This window comes from Lentibacillus halophilus, from assembly GCF_039522485.1.
GTDB lineage: Bacteria > Bacillota > Bacilli > Bacillales > Amphibacillaceae > Lentibacillus > Lentibacillus halophilus.
In genome coordinates this window covers 341,070-358,670 of the sequence record NZ_BAAADM010000054.1, presented here as the reverse complement: position 1 = coordinate 358,670, position 17,601 = coordinate 341,070, and the positions used below count along the sequence as shown (strand labels likewise).

At 41.6% G+C, this 17,601-nt stretch carries 18 protein-coding genes; 15 read left to right on the top strand and 3 right to left on the bottom strand.

The window, feature by feature from the left end:
- Together ABDZ72_RS11595 and ABDZ72_RS11590 are read left to right on the top strand one after the other, a co-directional pair.
- A partial coding sequence (locus ABDZ72_RS11595; protein ID WP_343753749.1) for an MnhB domain-containing protein occupies window positions 1-140 on the top strand: 140 nt, incomplete at its 5' end.
- Window positions 141-193: 53 nt separating this feature from the next.
- Window positions 194-670 (top strand): CcdC family protein, encoded by a 477-nt coding sequence (locus tag ABDZ72_RS11590; RefSeq protein ID WP_343753747.1) that lies wholly within the window; start codon window positions 194-196, stop codon window positions 668-670.
- Window positions 671-720: 50 nt separating this feature from the next.
- Here ABDZ72_RS11590 and ABDZ72_RS11585 read toward each other — a convergent pair whose 3' ends face one another.
- Window positions 721-1,152, bottom strand: coding sequence for a DUF2621 family protein (locus ABDZ72_RS11585; protein ID WP_343753235.1), 432 nt, complete (start codon window positions 1,150-1,152; stop codon window positions 721-723).
- A 223-nt stretch (window positions 1,153-1,375) separates the two neighbouring features.
- Here ABDZ72_RS11585 and ABDZ72_RS11580 point away from each other — a divergent pair, with 223 nt between their 5' ends.
- From ABDZ72_RS11580 to ABDZ72_RS11555, 6 genes are all read left to right on the top strand, one after another.
- The gene (locus ABDZ72_RS11580) at window positions 1,376-2,500 is read left to right on the top strand and encodes an ATP-binding protein (protein WP_343753232.1); all 1,125 of its coding nucleotides are present in this window, start codon (window positions 1,376-1,378) and stop codon (window positions 2,498-2,500) included.
- A 201-nt stretch (window positions 2,501-2,701) separates the two neighbouring features.
- Window positions 2,702-5,401: an aconitate hydratase AcnA gene (gene acnA, locus ABDZ72_RS11575; protein WP_343753230.1), complete on the top strand. Its 2,700-nt coding sequence runs from the start codon at window positions 2,702-2,704 to the stop codon at window positions 5,399-5,401.
- 159 nt (window positions 5,402-5,560) lie between these two features.
- Window positions 5,561-5,716 carry an FbpB family small basic protein gene (locus tag ABDZ72_RS11570; protein ID WP_343753228.1) on the top strand — a complete coding sequence of 52 codons (156 nt, stop codon included), beginning with the start codon at window positions 5,561-5,563 and terminating at the stop codon, window positions 5,714-5,716.
- Between the two features lie 127 nt (window positions 5,717-5,843).
- Window positions 5,844-6,059 carry a small acid-soluble spore protein Tlp gene (gene tlp / locus ABDZ72_RS11565; protein WP_425542384.1) on the top strand — a complete coding sequence of 72 codons (216 nt, stop codon included), beginning with the start codon at window positions 5,844-5,846 and terminating at the stop codon, window positions 6,057-6,059.
- Between the two features lie 138 nt (window positions 6,060-6,197).
- Complete coding sequence (locus ABDZ72_RS11560) at window positions 6,198-6,623, top strand: acyl-CoA thioesterase (RefSeq protein ID WP_343753224.1); 426 nt, start codon at window positions 6,198-6,200, stop codon at window positions 6,621-6,623.
- Window positions 6,623-6,922, top strand: coding sequence for a hypothetical protein (locus ABDZ72_RS11555; protein WP_343753222.1), 300 nt, complete (start codon window positions 6,623-6,625; stop codon window positions 6,920-6,922). Before ABDZ72_RS11560 ends, ABDZ72_RS11555 begins: the two co-directional genes overlap by 1 nt.
- 110 nt (window positions 6,923-7,032) lie before the next feature.
- On the opposite strand, the gene yidD is transcribed toward ABDZ72_RS11555, so the two are convergent.
- Window positions 7,033-7,278 carry a membrane protein insertion efficiency factor YidD gene (gene yidD, locus ABDZ72_RS11550; RefSeq protein WP_343753745.1) on the bottom strand — a complete coding sequence of 82 codons (246 nt, stop codon included), beginning with the start codon at window positions 7,276-7,278 and terminating at the stop codon, window positions 7,033-7,035.
- A 90-nt stretch (window positions 7,279-7,368) separates the two neighbouring features.
- Window positions 7,369-7,950, bottom strand: a complete 582-nt coding sequence (gene plsY, locus ABDZ72_RS11545; RefSeq protein WP_343753220.1) for a glycerol-3-phosphate 1-O-acyltransferase PlsY — start codon at window positions 7,948-7,950, stop codon at window positions 7,369-7,371.
- 453 nt (window positions 7,951-8,403) lie between these two features.
- Here plsY and parE point away from each other — a divergent pair, with 453 nt between their 5' ends.
- From parE to ABDZ72_RS11510, 7 genes are all read left to right on the top strand, one after another.
- Window positions 8,404-10,356: a DNA topoisomerase IV subunit B gene (gene parE / locus ABDZ72_RS11540; RefSeq protein ID WP_343753218.1), complete on the top strand. Its 1,953-nt coding sequence runs from the start codon at window positions 8,404-8,406 to the stop codon at window positions 10,354-10,356.
- A gap of 81 nt (window positions 10,357-10,437) precedes the next feature.
- The gene (gene parC / locus ABDZ72_RS11535) at window positions 10,438-12,879 is read left to right on the top strand and encodes a DNA topoisomerase IV subunit A (protein ID WP_343753216.1); all 2,442 of its coding nucleotides are present in this window, start codon (window positions 10,438-10,440) and stop codon (window positions 12,877-12,879) included.
- 247 nt (window positions 12,880-13,126) lie between these two features.
- Window positions 13,127-14,269, top strand: coding sequence for an acyl-CoA dehydrogenase family protein (locus ABDZ72_RS11530; RefSeq protein WP_343753214.1), 1,143 nt, complete (start codon window positions 13,127-13,129; stop codon window positions 14,267-14,269).
- Window positions 14,270-14,316: 47 nt separating this feature from the next.
- Entirely contained in the window at window positions 14,317-14,529 is a 213-nt protein-coding gene (locus ABDZ72_RS11525) for an acetyl-CoA carboxylase biotin carboxyl carrier protein subunit (RefSeq protein WP_343753212.1), read from the top strand.
- A 55-nt stretch (window positions 14,530-14,584) separates the two neighbouring features.
- Window positions 14,585-15,367: an enoyl-CoA hydratase gene (locus ABDZ72_RS11520; RefSeq protein ID WP_343753210.1), complete on the top strand. Its 783-nt coding sequence runs from the start codon at window positions 14,585-14,587 to the stop codon at window positions 15,365-15,367.
- A gap of 18 nt (window positions 15,368-15,385) precedes the next feature.
- Window positions 15,386-16,915: an acyl-CoA carboxylase subunit beta gene (locus tag ABDZ72_RS11515; RefSeq protein ID WP_343753208.1), complete on the top strand. Its 1,530-nt coding sequence runs from the start codon at window positions 15,386-15,388 to the stop codon at window positions 16,913-16,915.
- A gap of 188 nt (window positions 16,916-17,103) precedes the next feature.
- The gene (locus ABDZ72_RS11510) at window positions 17,104-17,571 is read left to right on the top strand and encodes a CBS domain-containing protein (RefSeq protein WP_343753206.1); all 468 of its coding nucleotides are present in this window, start codon (window positions 17,104-17,106) and stop codon (window positions 17,569-17,571) included.
- Window positions 17,572-17,601 lie beyond the last annotated feature (30 nt).

Genomic DNA, 17,601 nt, shown 5'->3' with positions numbered 1-17,601 from the left:
CACATACCTATGGTTATTTTCATTTTCCTGTTTTGGGTGAGCTTGAGCTTGCAACAGCTATGCTATTCGACATTGGTGTTTATTTTACCGTTTTGGGAGTCACTATTTCCATTATCTTATCGATTGCAAACGATCATTAGCACGACAAGTCTGTAATGAACTTCTATAAATGGGAAGGAACGAGTGATTGGAAATGTTTTGGCTGGTAACCAGTTCCATTGTTGCAGCTTTTATGGCTGTAACAATGATTTTCGTTCGTTTAAAAGCATCCAAAAAACCTGCATCTACTAAAAAAATTATATTACCACCGTTGTTTATGAGCACAGGTGCATTTATGTTTTTATTTCCTGTATTTCGTGTAAGCTGGATGCAAGTACTTGAAGCTGTACTTGTAGGAGTGGTTTTTTCTATATTTCTGATTAAAACGTCCAAGTTTCACATTCGAGGGGATGCTATTTATCTGATACCTTCGAAATCATTTGTATTTATACTGTTTGCATTATTGTTAGCTCGAATTATTATGAAGCTGGTCATAGGTGCGAACATTGCCTTAGGTGAAACGAGTGGGATGTTTTTTCTTCTAGCTTTCGGTATGATTGTGTCATGGCGACTCGCCATGCTGTATAAATTTAAAAAATTGGAGAAGAAAATGGAATATGCCAGTGGCTGATCGTGCGTTTTAATTAAAGCGCACGATCAATATAACCCAAGTAGCGTCTGCTATTCAGGTTCAAATAAATGTTCATACGGTGTCATATCAATTTTGCGCTGATTCAACTTTTTCCGCAAAAACTTTTGATCGCGTTTTGGTGTTGCCAGAATATATCCCTCTATAAGAATATCCTGTGTAACGACGTCTCGTTTTTTTCGTAGAGCAACTTCACCAATTTTACCAGCTATTTTCTGTTTGGCGACATCTCGGAATAATTCAGGAACAGGGGAAACCAAATCTTCCAGAAGTTCTTTTTCTTGGTTATGCCACATGTGTTTCGTCTCTTCGATATAATATTCTTCCCAGTCCATCGCTGAAGTGCCATCTTCCTTTGGCCATTTTTTCAAAAATTTCCGGAACATGAAAAACCCACCGACTCCCATAAGCCCCAGTAGCAGAAATCCCCACAAAATAATTAACATATCGACCACTATTGACATATTATCACCTGTTTCGTTCCCAACAATGATTCTATATTTTTCCTTTAATTCTTATTTTTTATCATCTATAATGACAATAGATCTATACGTGCTAATCGAAATAATTGTTACATATCATTATATTAGGTTGTTACGATACATACAAGTGACATAACTTTGTCGGTTTCATACATAAAACGACAATACAACATTAAATACAATGTCGCAATAGGGAGGGAAGGGCATGAAGGATAACTATAATAAACAGCAAACCGAAGATGATAATCTGACACCACAACAGGATCGTCTACCTGAGCATCGCAAATTTCGACATTTCACGTCGTTACCTTCCTCCATACTCACATGGTTTGAACAGAATCTGCATGGCTTTGTTACCGTATGTGATGAAAGTGGTACTATTATTTATGTATCCAGTTCTATTGAGCATTTTTTGGGATATTCGACAGAGGAAGTACTAGGATCAAAATGGTTCAAAAAAATTTCATCTAAAAACACAGAACACATAAAACAGATGCTTTATTCATCTCCTAGTCGTACACAAACATTTTATGCAACCATTCAAGACATAAAAGGAAACGATGTGCACACTGAAAATATCGTTGCACAATTTGTCTGTGAAAATAATGAACGTTATTTTGCTGTATCCACCAAAGACATAACTGATAAAAAGGAAGCTGAGGAGGTGATGATTCGTTCTGAAAAAATGTCTATTGCGGGCCAGCTTGCAGCAGGAATAGCACACGAAATACGAAACCCCATGACATCGTTGAAAGGGTTTTTACAACTGCTGCAAGCCGGGGTTAATCATAAAGAAGAATATTATAAAATTATGATCGATGAAATAGAGAAGATGGAATCTATCACATCCGAATTGCTGTTTATTTCCAAGCCAATGACCAATAGCAAAGAATGGGAAAACTTGCCGGAGTTAATAAACGATGTCATGACGCTCCTTCAGCAGCAAGCCAGCCTGAAAAACATCTCCATATCCCAGGAAGGAAGTGACAGGCTGGATGTCAATTGTGATCGCTCCCAAATAAAACAGGTGCTGATCAATATATTAAAAAATGCAATTGAGGCGATGGATGATCCAGGCACTATAACCATTCATTATTATGTCGTGGATCAAATGGTTGTGATCGATATAATAGATGAAGGGCCTGGAGTACCGGATGATATTATACATAGATTGGGTGAACCTTTTTTTACAACTAAGCCATCCGGCACTGGATTGGGCATTATGATTACAAAACAAATTTTGAATCGTCATAACGGAGACCTAACCATCATGCACAATAAAAAATGGGGAAGTACATTTCGAATGACGCTTCCGTGGTCAGAAACATAACACGGTATAATAAATGCTTTAAGCTGGCCGATGAACATATAACCAGAACTTATCATAATCTATAAATTTTTAATATAGGAAAGAAGCCGCCAAATGATTGTTTTATAGCCTTATTTCGTATATGATAATATAGTAGGATTCTTTTTGTACAAATGGTTATGCTGTTTGTAAAAAAAGGTGATGAGAGAGGAGTTAAGTGATATGTCCATTGATACGAAGAAGCAGTTTGATCTGAATGGAAAAACGTACAACTTTTATCAATTACAAGCACTTGAAGATGCCAACTTGGGGAATATTTCCCGTCTGCCTTTTTCGATTCGTGTCCTTCTGGAGTCACTCATGCGTCAGCAAGATGGTCATGTGATTAAAGATGAACACATAGAAGGACTGGCAAAATGGGGGAAAGAGAATGCCGCCACGGTGGATGTTCCTTTTAAGCCTTCCAGGGTTATTCTTCAGGACTTTACCGGCGTTCCGGCTGTTGTTGATTTGGCATCTATGCGCAAAGCAATGGTGGATCAGAATGGCGAACCGGATAAAATTAATCCAGAGGTACCGGTTGATCTTGTTATAGACCACTCGGTACAGGTCGATCAGTACGGTACGCCGAATGCCCTGCAGGCCAATATGGAATTGGAATTTGAACGCAACATGGAACGTTATGAATTCCTTCATTGGGCACAAAAAGCATTTGATAATTACCGCGCGGTTCCACCCGCAACAGGTATTGTTCACCAGGTAAATCTGGAATACATTGCAAATGTTGTTCACGGCAAAGAAAATAAAGATGGTACGTATGACGCTTTTCCGGATACGTTGGTCGGTACGGATTCACACACGACAATGATCAATGGCTTAGGCGTTCTTGGATGGGGTGTCGGAGGAATTGAAGCAGAAGCAGGCATGCTCGGGCAACCATCGTACTTCCCAGAACCGGAAGTTATTGGTGTTAAATTCACCGGGAGCTTCCCGCAAGGAACGACAGCCACGGACTTGGCCTTGAAAGTAACCCAGGTTCTGCGTGAGAAAAATGTGGTTGGGAAATTTGTCGAATATTTCGGACCCGGATTGAAATATATGCCGCTTGCTGATCGAGCAACCATCTCCAATATGGCGCCTGAATACGGGGCAACGTGCGGCTTCTTCCCAGTTGATGACGAGTCCTTGAATTATCTCCGTTTGACTGGGCGCAGTGAACAGCAAATTGAACTGGTAGAAAAATACTGCAAAGAAAACAGCCTCTGGTATTCTTCTGATCAGGAAGATCCGGAATATACAGAAGTTGTGGAAATTAATTTGTCTGAACTGGAACCAAATCTGTCCGGACCGAAACGCCCACAGGACTTAATTTCTTTATCCAATATGAAAGAAGAATTCAACAAGGCCGTAACGGCACCATCCGGCAACCAGGGATTTGGACTGGATGAATCGGAATTTGATAAAGAAGTAACTGTCAATCATCCGAATGGGGAAACCTCAACCATGACAACCGGGGCATTAGCCATTGCTGCGATCACATCGTGTACAAATACATCCAACCCTTACGTTATGCTTGGAGCGGGATTAGTCGCGAAAAAAGCAGTAGAAGCAGGCTTGAAAGTACCTGAATATGTGAAAACATCATTGGCACCTGGATCAAAGGTCGTGACCCGTTACTTGGATGACTCGGGTCTGCAGGATTATTTGAATTATCTTGGTTTCAACCTTGTAGGTTATGGATGTACGACATGTATCGGCAACTCGGGACCTCTTCGTCCGGAGATTGAAGAGGCCATATCCGAGAAAGATTTAACTGTTTCCTCCGTGCTTTCGGGGAACCGTAACTTTGAAGGCCGTATTCATCCACTTGTGAAAGCAAACTATTTGGCTTCACCGCCTTTAGTTGTAGCATATGCACTTGCCGGAACGGTGGATATCGATCTTACACAAGATGCGCTGGGAACGGATTCCAACGGGAAACCGATTTACTTAATGGATATTTGGCCGTCCATCGATGAAATCAAATCAACGGTTCAAAGCGTTGTGAAACCAGAAATCTTCCGTAAAGAATATGAGAGTGTATTTAATTCCAATGAAAAATGGAATGAAATCCAAACAACCGATGAACCATTATTCGATTGGGACAGTGAGTCAACTTATATTCAAAACCCACCGTTCTTTGAAGGGTTATCCAGAAAAGCCGGCACTGTGGAACCACTGAACAATCTCCGAGTTATCGGCAAATTTGGAGATTCAGTAACGACCGACCATATATCACCAGCTGGTGCCATTCCTAAAGATATGCCAGCCGGACGTTATCTGCAGGATAAAGGGGTTTCACCAAGAAACTTTAACTCTTATGGATCGCGCCGCGGTAACCATGAAGTAATGATGCGCGGAACATTTGCGAACATCCGTATTCGTAACTTGCTGGCCCAAGGGAAAGAGGGCGGCTTTACAACGTATTGGCCAACGGATGAGGTCATGCCATTTTATGATGCAGCTATGAAGTATCAAGAAGATAATACTGATTTACTTGTTATAGCCGGCAAAGATTACGGAATGGGATCATCCCGTGACTGGGCTGCCAAAGGAACAGATTTGCTTGGTATTAAAACGGTTATTGCAGAGAGTTTTGAAAGAATTCATCGTTCCAATTTGGTTATGATGGGTGTATTGCCTTTGCAGTTTGAACAGGGTGACAGTGCGGATAATCTTGGTTTATCCGGTAAGGAGACGTATCATGTAGATGTTAATGAACAGGTTAAACCACATGATCGTGTAAATGTCACAGCTGTTGATGAAGACGGAAGTAAAACCGAATTTAATGCTGTTGCACGTTTTGACAGTGATGTGGAAGTTGACTATTATCGCCATGGTGGCATATTACAAATGGTCTTACGACAAAAACTTGAATCATAAAAATGAAACTTAAGTCAGTGGGCGTTTTTTAGCACCCACTGACAGCCAGTTGAATAAATCAAGAAAAGGTCAGTACATTCGTTTCAGCATGTGCTGACCTTTTTTATTTTTCGTTGTTATAAATTTTCAAAGAAATGGCAATAATGGGTTTAAAAAGAGGTGATTGCCATTTCATTAAAGAAAAATGTTTCCTTCGAGGAACTTGTGCAAGAAAATCGTGAACAAATTTTACAGAATGAACAACTCATGGAACAAATTGAAAAAAACATGGAGACAAAAATGCGGCCGTCGCAGAAAGAAGATAAAGAAGCTTGACTTTTAAACTCCTTCAAAATAACAGGCTCTTTTCATGGGGTTTTATCATGTATAATTTTTTATTCTCAGCAAAAAATGAGTTCTGACCACCTTTCAGGGTGATTTTTTGCAAGGGAGACGAATGATGATGGATAAATACGAGCCAAAACCAGATGACCGCAGTGATAATGTAGAAAAATTACAAGATATGGTACAAGATACCATTGAAAATATTGAAGAATCTCATGAAACAATGCAGTACAGTTCCGATAATCAAAAAGAAAAAATAAAAGCTAAAAATAAACGTCGGGAAGAATCTCTTGAAGGAATGCGTCAAGAAATTAAAGACGAAGCCAGAAAATAACGCGTACACAGCCTCAAACCATGATGGGATGGTTTGAGGCCATTTTCCATCTTCACTTCTATTGAAAGCACATTTTCATTATTTTCGATGCAACATGTGTTAAACTTGAGTGTATAAGGCGAAAGGGGGAGCAACATAGTGCATAAAACAAGTACACCGATCGAAGTACGATATCAGGAAACCGATCAAATGGGGGTTGTTTATCACGCTAATTATTTGATTTGGTTTGAAATCGGCCGCACGAAATATATAGAAAGCCTGGGTCTGTCTTATGCCGACATGGAAACGAAAAATGTCGTGTCACCAGTTGTTGACGCGCAGGTTCATTTCCGTAAACCCGTACAATATGGGGAAAAAGCGACTGTGGAAACGTGGCTTGATACATATGATGGAATCCGGACCGTTTATGCTTATACCATCAAAAAAGAAAACGGTGAAATGGCCGTTAGCGGAACGACGAAACATGTGATTGTGGATAAGGAAACATTTCGCCCCTTATCCCTTCGAAAGGCATTTCCGGCTTGGCATAGAGCATATTTAGAGCAATTGGACCAGGATGAGTAATGGCGTTCGGCGTCAATCGAATGGAGTTAAAAGAATGGCAGCAGGAAGTGGAAAATGGCCGGATTGCTTTTTTGACGCATTATTGGATTGATGAACGGTTTCCGGACTGTGATACGGTGACGAAAGCAGGGTGCCGTGATTTAGAAAAACTCATGGCTTGGGGGAGGAAGTATCGATTAAACCCTGCATGGATTCACCGGGACGAACGATATCCTCATTTTGATCTGTTTGGCGAGATACAGAGACGTGTCCTGGAGCAGGAAGGGAAATGGGATCAGATTAAACGATTTGAACTGTAATCTGAAGCCATTATTTAAGCGCCCTCTGCATGTTCACCCTGTATTTGACACAGATGGAGTCAGGGGGCTTCCTCCGTGCTATATGCTTATCCGCGTTTATCCACCCCCATTTAACTCCATGACGTATGCTGCTTTTTTTCTTGTTTGTCAGGTACTGTGTCAACGCCGCCGGAATGAAAAGGATGGCATTTGCTGATTCGCTTGATGGTCAAGTACCCCCCTTTAAAGAAACCGAATCGTTTAAATGCTTCTATCCCATATTCCGAGCACGTCGGAAAAAATCGGCATGAGGGCGGCTTAAAGGGACTGATTGCTTTTCGGTAAAATGTTATAAGCCCAATCATGATATAGTGCATCATTAATCCTTTCTTATTGCATTCCTGCATTTATAATATAGTATACAAAATGTTAACATAAATATAAAACGATTGGCTTGCTTCACACGCTTACATCCACGTAATTTTGGGTTCCGTTTTATTTTTAATCCGCTTAATGTTTTCACGGTGACGGTAAAGCACAAAGATGGTTAGAGCTGCTGTAACGATAACCAGTCCAATATCTCCGAAAAGAGCGGAAACAATAATGGCAACGATTCCGGTGATCATGGAGGACAGAGAAACATACTTGGATACATATAGGACGCTAATAAAGGATACAATCATGAAAGCAAACAAAATGGGGTTAATTCCTAAAATAATACCGCCCGATGTGGCAACTGCTTTGCCGCCTTTGAATTTAACGAACAATGGATACGTATGCCCGATAACGGCAAATAAACCTATGGCAAGACGATACACCTCTGCATCAAAAAAAAGCGGTAAAACTGTGGCAACGGTTCCTTTCAGTATATCCATTAGTGTAACTATAATGCCGGCTGTCGTACCCAGAACTCGGAATGTATTCGTCGCCCCGAGATTACCGCTTCCATGTTGACGGATGTCGATATGGTAACCGACTTTCCCAATGATTACCCCTGATGGGATTGAGCCAAATAAATAGGCTAGAACAGCAAATAATATAAATTCCATAAGACTTCCTTCTTTCCGCTATTATTTATAATGTTGATTTTTTTACATTTTACCATGAAGTGACGATTCTAAGAACCTTTATTCATTGTTACAGTATGAATTGTTTTCTATAATCCTGCCTGAAGAATTGTTTCATCATGACATGGATTGCGTGTAAACGGAATAAACATATGATTAAATTTATAAAGATTGCCCCCCGTACGGAACGGATATTAAACAGAGCTTAATGTTTGAAGAAACAGAACCCCCTTGGGACTGGCGATTTTTTATGGAGGTCACGAGAATATAAAGGAAACAATTATATTTGCTTAATAGTGTACGAATGGGTATGTTTTGCGATAATATAGAATCACTGTTGGGAAACATGTTTACAATCACAAACATTTGTTCTATTATTGAAATAATAACCAAAAGATTGATCATTCATGATGAAAGAGAGGAGCATACATCTGGATGACTAAGGAATCATTGCACTATAACGATGAATCAATCCAGGTTCTAGAGGGACTGGATGCTGTCCGGAAAAGACCTGGTATGTATATTGGAAGCACAGATCACCGCGGACTTCACCATCTCGTATTTGAATTGGTGGACAATGCCGTTGATGAGGCATTAGCTGGATTCGGAGATGTCATTAAAGTGACGGTACATAAGGATAACAGCATTTCCGTAACAGATAACGGAAGAGGTATTCCGACCGGAACGCACAGTACCGGAAGGCTGACAACAGAAGTCATTTTCACCATGCTTCATGCCGGGGGCAAATTCGGCCAAAGCGGTTACCAAACGAGCGGAGGATTACATGGAGTGGGAGCTTCCGTTGTAAATGCCCTGTCGGAATGGATGGAAGTAACGATTTACCGGAATGGTATGACATACAAACAGCGGTTCAGCAATGGTGGAAGACCGGAAACAAAGTTGCAAGAGTTGGAAACAACGACAAAAAAAGGGACTGTTATTCACTTTAAACCTGATTCTGCCATTTTTTCGAATATTGTCTTTAAATTTGATACATTATCGGAACGGTTAAGAGAAGCTGCCTTCCTTCTTAAAGGACTGAAAATTAAACTGGTTGATGAACGCCAGCAACAGAAAGAAGTCTATCAATTCCCAGCGGGGCTCGAATCTTTTGTCGGGTACTTGAATGAGGAGAAGGATACACTTCACCCAGTTGTTTCTTTTGAAGGGGAGCAGCAAAGCATTGAAACAGATTTCGCATTTCAATTTAATGATGGCTTTGCTGAACATATGCTCTCGTTTGTCAACCATGTCCGGACAAGAGACGGCGGTACCCATGAGTCAGGTGCGCGAACAGCGATAACACGAGTATTTAATGACTATGCAAGAAGAAATGCGTACTTAAAAGAAAAGGATAAGAATCTGGAAGGATCGGATATACGAGAAGGGATGACTGCTATCGTATCGGTCCGCATCCCAGAGGAAATGCTACAGTTTGAAGGGCAGACGAAAGATAAGCTCGGAACACCGGAAGCACGTTCTGTCGTTGATGCTGTCGTCTCAGAGAAACTTGCTTATTTTTTGGAGGAAAACCCGGATACTGCAAGTACGCTTATCAAAAAAGCTATGAAAGCTAAAGAGGCACGGGAAGCAGCCAGAAAAGCCCGGGAAGAGTCAAGGTCCGGTAAACAGAAAAAACGGAAAGATACTCTTTTAAGTGGAAAACTGACACCTGCACAGTCCAAAAATCCAAAGAAAAATGAATTGTATCTAGTCGAAGGGGACTCAGCAGGCGGTTCTGCTAAGCAAGGACGCGACCGCAAATTTCAAGCCATACTCCCTTTGCGCGGCAAAGTCATTAATACCGAAAAAGCAAAATTGGAAGATATATTTAAGAACGAAGAAATTTCCACGATCGTTCATACCATTGGTGCAGGTGTCGGTGGTGATTTCAATCTGAATGATGTTCAATATGATAAAATCGTGATCATGACTGACGCAGACACAGATGGTGCCCATATCCAAGTCCTGCTTTTAACATTTTTTTATCGATATATGCGTCCATTGGTAGAAGCTGGTATGGTTTATATAGCGCTTCCTCCGCTTTACAAAATAACAAAAGGCAAAGGCAAGAAAGAACAATCCGTTTATGCATGGAATGATGATGAAATGAAAACAGCTATTCAAAAATGGAAAAACGGATATACGATTCAGCGTTATAAAGGACTTGGTGAAATGAATGCCAGCCAATTGTGGGAAACAACGATGAGTCCGGAGTCAAGAACATTAATCAGAGTTACGATTGATGATTTGGCACGAGCGGAGCGACGGGTTACCACACTTATGGGTGACAAAGTGGAACCACGCAGAAAATGGATCGAAGGCAATGTTGAATTCGGCATGACAGAAGATGCCAATATATTGGAAAACGATAAATTGCACTCGTGAGTGGGTTTCGAATTATTATGTTATCAGTCATTAACACATCGTCTAATGATTTCAAAAATGAGAAGGCTAGGGGGGATTGGTATGACACAAACTGAAAACTATTTGGATCTTCCGCTTGAAGAAGTGCTTGGTGATCGATTCAGCAGATATAGCAAATATATCATACAGGAACGGGCTCTGCCGGATGCAAGAGATGGATTGAAGCCTGTGCAGCGACGAATTCTGTATGCAATGAATGAAGAGAACAACACATCTGATAAAAACTTTCGCAAATCCGCCAAAACAGTCGGTACCGTTATCGGCAATTACCACCCGCATGGAGACAGTTCTGTTTATGATGCTATGGTTCGTCTTAGCCAAGAATGGAAAGTAAGGAATCAACTGATTGAAATGCATGGAAACAATGGAAGCATTGATGGTGACCCACCCGCAGCGATGCGCTATACCGAGGCGAAGTTATCCCGGATAGCTTCCGAAATGCTGCGTGATATTGATAAGGAAACGGTGGATTTTATCCCTAATTTTGATGACACGATTTCAGAGCCGGTTGTCCTTCCTTCTAAATTCCCAAATCTTTTGGTCAGCGGATCAACTGGAATATCTGCCGGATATGCGACAGATATTCCGCCCCACAATCTCGGTGAAGTGATCGATGCAGTTATTAAAAAGATGGACAAACCGGAAGCATCCGTTGCTGATTTAATGCAAATTATGCAAGGGCCGGATTTCCCGACAGGTGGGATCATTCAAGGAGTAGACGGCATTAAAAAGGCGTATGAAACAGGGAAAGGCAAAATTGTCGTGCGCGGAAAAGCGACAGTGGAATCTGTCCAGGGCAATCGCCAGCAAATCGTCATTGATGAAATGCCATATGAAGTAAACAAAGCTTCTATGGTTAAAAAAATGGACGAACTGCGCATTGATCGAAAAGTGGAGGGCATAGCGGAAGTCCGTGACGAAACAGATAGAACCGGTTTGCGTATCGTCATTGAACTAAAAAAAGAAGCAGATGGAGAAGGCGTGCTCAATTACTTATATAAAAATACTGATTTGCAAGTGACATACAATTTTAATATGGTTGCCATCGAGGATAAAACGCCGAAACTACTGTCGCTTCCGCAAATGCTGGATTCTTATATTGCCCATCAGAAAGATGTCGTGACTAGACAAACCACATATGATCTCCGCAAAGCCAACGACCGGGCACATATTGTTGACGGGCTGATGAAAGCTGTATCTGTCTTGGATGAACTGATTGCTGTTATCCGTGCATCCAACGATAAACAGGATGCTAAAAAACGCATCATTGCTAAATACGATTTTTCCGAGGCACAGGCTGAAGCCATTGTCACGCTCCAGCTATACCGGCTCACCAATACGGATGTCACATCACTGGAAAAAGAAGCAGCTGATCTTAAGAAAAAAATTAATGAACTGGAAGCTATTCTGGCAAGTGACAAAAAATTGTTGCAAACGATAAAAAAAGATTTGCGACAGTTGAAAAAAACCTTTTCCGGAGAACGGCAAACCATAATCGAAGACAAAATTGAAGAATTGACTTTCGATATTGACGTGACGGTAGCCAATGAAGATGTCGTTGTATCCGCAACCTCTGATGGTTATGTGAAACGAACGAGCATCCGTTCTTATACGGCGTCAAACGGTGAGGATTTTGCAATGAAAGATGACGATCATCTCGTCGGACTTTTGGAGCTGAACACCACTGATAACCTTCTTTTATTCACCAACAAAGGAAAGTATATTTATCTACCTATACATGAGATGCCCGATATCAGATGGAAAGACCTTGGTCAGCATATTTCCAATTTGGTCACGATTGATAACGATGAACGCATCATTCAATGCATACCTGTTCGACAATTCAGCGATGATGAGTTTCTTGTTTTCGTTACAAAAAACGGTCTTATTAAACGCAGTGAGATGACTCTGTATAAGGCACAGCGTCGTTCAAAAGCTTTGATTGCGCTAAAGTTGAAAGGCGATGATGAGGTTATCGATGTATTCCGGACGAATGGGAATAAAGATGTGTTCGTCGCTTCTGACAAAGGGTATGGTCTATGGTATCACGAGTCAGACATATCCATTGTCGGTCAGCGGGCAGCAGGTGTCAAAGCGATGCAACTGAAGGAGAACGAATGGATTGTCAGCGGACAAGTATTCGATGATGGAACCGATCTATCCCTCGTCGTCGTTACGCATCGTGGTGCTTGTAAACGAATGGCATTGCGAACGTTTGAAAAATCGACACGCGGCAGACGTGGTTTGCTTATGCTGCGAGAACTAAAAACAAGGACTCATCATCTGAGGGGATTATTCGTCGTCACCGAAAATGACACCGTATGCTTCCAGACTTCCCAAGGCGAAAAAGAATGTGTATATCCAAGCAAACTCTCCATCAGTGATCGCCTCAGCAACGGATCATTTGTGATTGACAGTGAGAATCAAGGAGAAGTAACAGACGTTTGGAAACAGGCCACATACGATAAACCATTCAAGGAATGAACGAAACAAAACAGACAGTCTGCTTTTTAGCGGTTGTCTGTTTGTATTGTTTAATTACTTAAGGAAACGCTTTCTATTGCCAGAATAGTGTGATAAAATTTAGATTAACGAAGAAGGAGTAAGGAGGACATTAAATGACACAATAAACCGCCATAAAATATCGTTTGAAACCAACTGTTATTTGGAATTATTGCGCAATGACTGACATCAACCAGTCGGTCTTTTACGTCAACACAGGAGGTTTGACATGGACTTTGAATGGACCAAAGAGCAAGCCATGATTCAAAAAATGGTGCGGGATTTTGCGCAGGACGTTATTCAACCACGAGCGATGCAAATTGATAGAGACGCTGCGTTTCCGCACGACACATTCAAGCAAATGGGGGAACTTGGGCTTCTGGGTATTCCTTTTCCAGAAGAATACGGTGGCTCTGGCGGTGATACCATGTCCTATATCATCGCTGTGGAGGAAATCGGGAAAGTATGCGGGAGCACGGGGCTCAGTTTTGCTGCAACGGTGTCTCTTGGGGCGAGTCCCATTTACTACTTTGGAACGAAAGAACAGAAGGAAACGTACTTGAGACCTATGGCTGAAGGAAAAGCACTTGGAGCGTTTGGTCTGACGGAACCGAATGCAGGATCAGATGCACAAGGCACCACGACAACAGCGGTTGAAGATGGCAACGATGTCGTTATTAATGGCGAAAAATGTTTCATTACCAACGCCAACTATGCTGAAACTATTATCGTCACCGCTATCACCGGCACGAATGAAAAAGGGAAACATATCATTTCCGCCATAATCGTCCCTGCTGATTCGGAAGGACTGACCATAACAGACAATTACGACAAGATGGGGGTACGAGGCTCCAATACAGCGGAAATCGTACTGGAAAATGTACGTGTTCCAAAAGACAATCTTCTCGGTGACCCTGACAAAGGGTTTAATCAATTTCTGCATACCCTTGATGGTGGACGAATTTCCATTGCTGCACTGGGATTGGGCATTGCGCAATCATCACTCGATAAATCCCTTCGTTATGCCCGGGAGCGAACTCAGTTCGGTATCCCCATTTCAAAATTGCAGACCATCCAATTCAAGCTGGCTGATATGTCCATGGAAGTCGAACTTGCCCGCAATATGGTTTATAAAGCTGCTTGGTTGAAAGATAATGATAAACCTTTTTCCATGGAAGCCGCATATGCCAAATTATATGCAACAGAAACCGCCTTCCGCACAGCCAATCAGGCCGTCCAAATCCATGGAGGGTATGGCTACATGCGGGAATATGAAGTGGAACGATATTTGCGTGATGCCAAATTGCTTGAAATTGGTGAAGGGACGTCGGAAATACAGCGTCTAGTTATTGCCAGACAATTGGGTTGCTAAAACATACGGAAATACATTTGAAACGAATAACCAAGGAGGTCATATACGTGACAGAAATCAAGGCATCAATAGCGGGAAGTGTATGGAAATTCTCTGTCAGCGAGGGCGACACCATTGAACAAGACCAGGATATCGTTATTATGGAATCTATGAAAATGGAAATTCCAATCCCTGCTGAATCAGATGGTACAGTCAAGGAATTCAAGGTAGCGGAAGGTGATTTTGTCAATGAAGGGGATATTATTGCAATCATAGAATAATCATCAGTTTATTCGGAATCAGTCTTTATAACTTCAGTATAAAAGGGTGGTACTTGTGACGTCACTGGTTGACTGCAGCATAACAGATGATCGTATTGCGGTGGTGACATTAAACAGACCGGAAGCAATGAACGCTTTGTCTGGGGCGCTTCTTGATGAGCTGAATGATTGTATGAAACAGATTGATAGTAATGACGACATCCGTACGACCATTCTAACCGGAGCGGGGTCAAAAGCGTTTTGTGCCGGAGCCGACCTGAAAGAACGTAAGCAAATGACAAAAAAACAGGTTGTCGATGCTGCGTATACCATCGGTGAAACGGTCAGAACGGTGGAAAACATGAACATGCCGGTCATTGCAGCTATTAATGGTGCTGCATTGGGTGGAGGACTTGAACTGGCTCTTGGTTGTGACATGCGTCTGGCTGCCAATAATGCCAAAATGGGACTGACCGAAACATCTCTCGCCATCATTCCTGGTGCCGGCGGTACTCAACGATTAAGCAGGCTGATCGGAACAGGTCAGGCTAAAAAGTTAATATTCACTGCCAAACCAGTGCTTGCTGACGAAGCATGGCAACTGGGAATGGTTGAAGAGATTACTGAGTCGAACGCCTTATTGGATGACGCTTATACGATGGCTTTACAAATAGCTAAAAATGGGCCGTTCGCCATACAACAGGCAAAATTTGCCGTGGATAAAGGAATCCAGGCTGATATTTCCACCGGTCTACACGTGGAACGATTATGTTATAACGAAACCATCCCGACCGAGGATCGCAAAGAGGGACTGCAAGCGTTTAAAGAAAAACGGGCACCTGTCTATAAAGGAAAGTGACGCTGGGGAGGGCATATGATGACGGACCAGAACGAATTAAAAAAGCAAACGGAAAAAATAAAAAAAGGCGGTAGAGACAAATACCATCAAAAAAATGAAGAAAAAGGAAAAATGTTTGTCCGTAAACGACTTGAGCTTTTGTTCGATGCAGATATGAATATAGAAGATGCGTTTTTCGCCAATTGTATGGATGGTTCATTGCCTGCTGATGGCGTTATCACTGGAGTTGGACAAATAAACGGGCAAAATATATGTGTCATGGCCAATGATTCAACGGTTAAAGCCGGATCATGGGGGAAGCATACTGTGGAGAAAATCATACGTATTCAGGAAACGGCCAAAAAACTGGAGATCCCCATGCTTTATTTGGTCGATTCCGCCGGTGCACGAATAACGGATCAGGTTGATATGTTTCCCGGGCGCCGTGGTGCGGGGCGTATTTTTCACAATCAAATTCAATTGTCTGGCCGGGTCCCGCAAGTGTGTCTGCTGTTCGGACCATCAGCTGCAGGAGGAGCGTATATCCCGGCCTTCTGTGATATCGTTGTCATGGTCGAAGGAAATGCATCAATGTATCTTGGATCCCCGAGAATGGCCGAAAAAGTGATTGGAGAAGAGGCTAGCTTGGAGGAAATGGGTGGTGCTGAGATGCACTGTTCAGTTTCCGGTGTTGGTGATGTCCTTGTTAAAACAGAAGAGGAAGCTATTGACTATACACGACGATACTTGGACTATTTTCCGGCCAATTTCAGAAATAAACCGGCTGCATCTGAGCCTAAAGAAGCAAAAGACTATGGTAAATCTTTAACAGAGCTTATTCCTGACAATCAAAACATCCCGTTTAATATGCACGATCTGATTAAACGGATCATTGACGCGGACAGTTTCTGTGAAGTTAAGAAGACATTTGCGCCAGAACTGATTACTGGTATGGCAAGAATGAATGGAAAAACAATAGGCATTATTGCCAATCAGCCACGCATGAAAGGCGGTGTTCTATTTCCGGATTCAGCCGATAAAGCCGCCAAGTTCATTCAACTTTGTGATGCGTTTAATATCCCACTTCTATTTCTTATGGATATCCCAGGATTTATGATTGGGACGAAAGTGGAACGTGAAGGCATTATTCGCCATGGCGCAAAAATGTTGGCAACAATGAGTGAGACTACCGTTCCCAAAATATCGGTTGTTGTCCGGAAAGCATATGGAGCCGGACTCTATGCCATGGCAGGGCCTGCCTTCGAACCTGATGCCTGTTTAGCTCTACCGACTGCACAAATTGCCGTCATGGGGCCGGAAGCGGCAGTGAATGCTGTATATGCCAATAAAATAGCTGAATTGCCGGAAGAAGAACGTTCTAGTTTTATTAAAGAAAAACAAGACGAATACCAAGATAATATTGATATTTATCGATTAGCCTCAGAAATGGTCATTGATGCTATCGTGGATCCGGACAAATTACGGGACGAATTGGTTGAACGCTTTCGGATATACGATTCCAAAAACGTAACATTCACAGAAAGAAAACATGGTATTTATCCAGTGTGACAAACTATGCCTCAGCCGTACCATAATGGTTGAGGATACATTTTTTATATTGAGTTTACCATAATTAAGTTATGTAATCTCAATTTTACCTAGTTTTGTTTTAAAATTTATTACTTGGTGGTAGGATAATAATGTGACCGTTTGGAATTAGTCGTGACAAACCAACCGAAATTTTGGAGTGAAAAACAATGAAAATAAACGAAATCATGATCACTGATGTAATTTTTGTTCACGAGGATACAACCATTGAACAACTATTGAAAATTCTTGTGAATAATAAAATCGGTGGGCTTCCAGTTATTGATGAAACAGACCACTTAAAAGGAATGATTAGTGATGGTGATATCATCCGTCATTTACAGCCAAAAGGAAGAACCATTTATGACATGTTTTCGCTTGTCATCGTTAACGAACATGAAGATTTCAAAAACAAACTTAAATCCAGCATTGAACATCGTGCAAAAAATATCATGAAGAAAAATATTTTTACGGTTCATCCCGATGATGATATTGAAGAAGTTATATCTATTTTTTCTGGATACCATTTCAAAAAAATTCCGGTCATCAATGAACACAAACAAGTCATAGGTGTTGTCAGTCGTGGAGATATCATTCGTTCTATTTCCACGAATATCATTGCAGAAATAACGGACTGACAGGTGGAAATGCTGTGGTTATCCACGTAT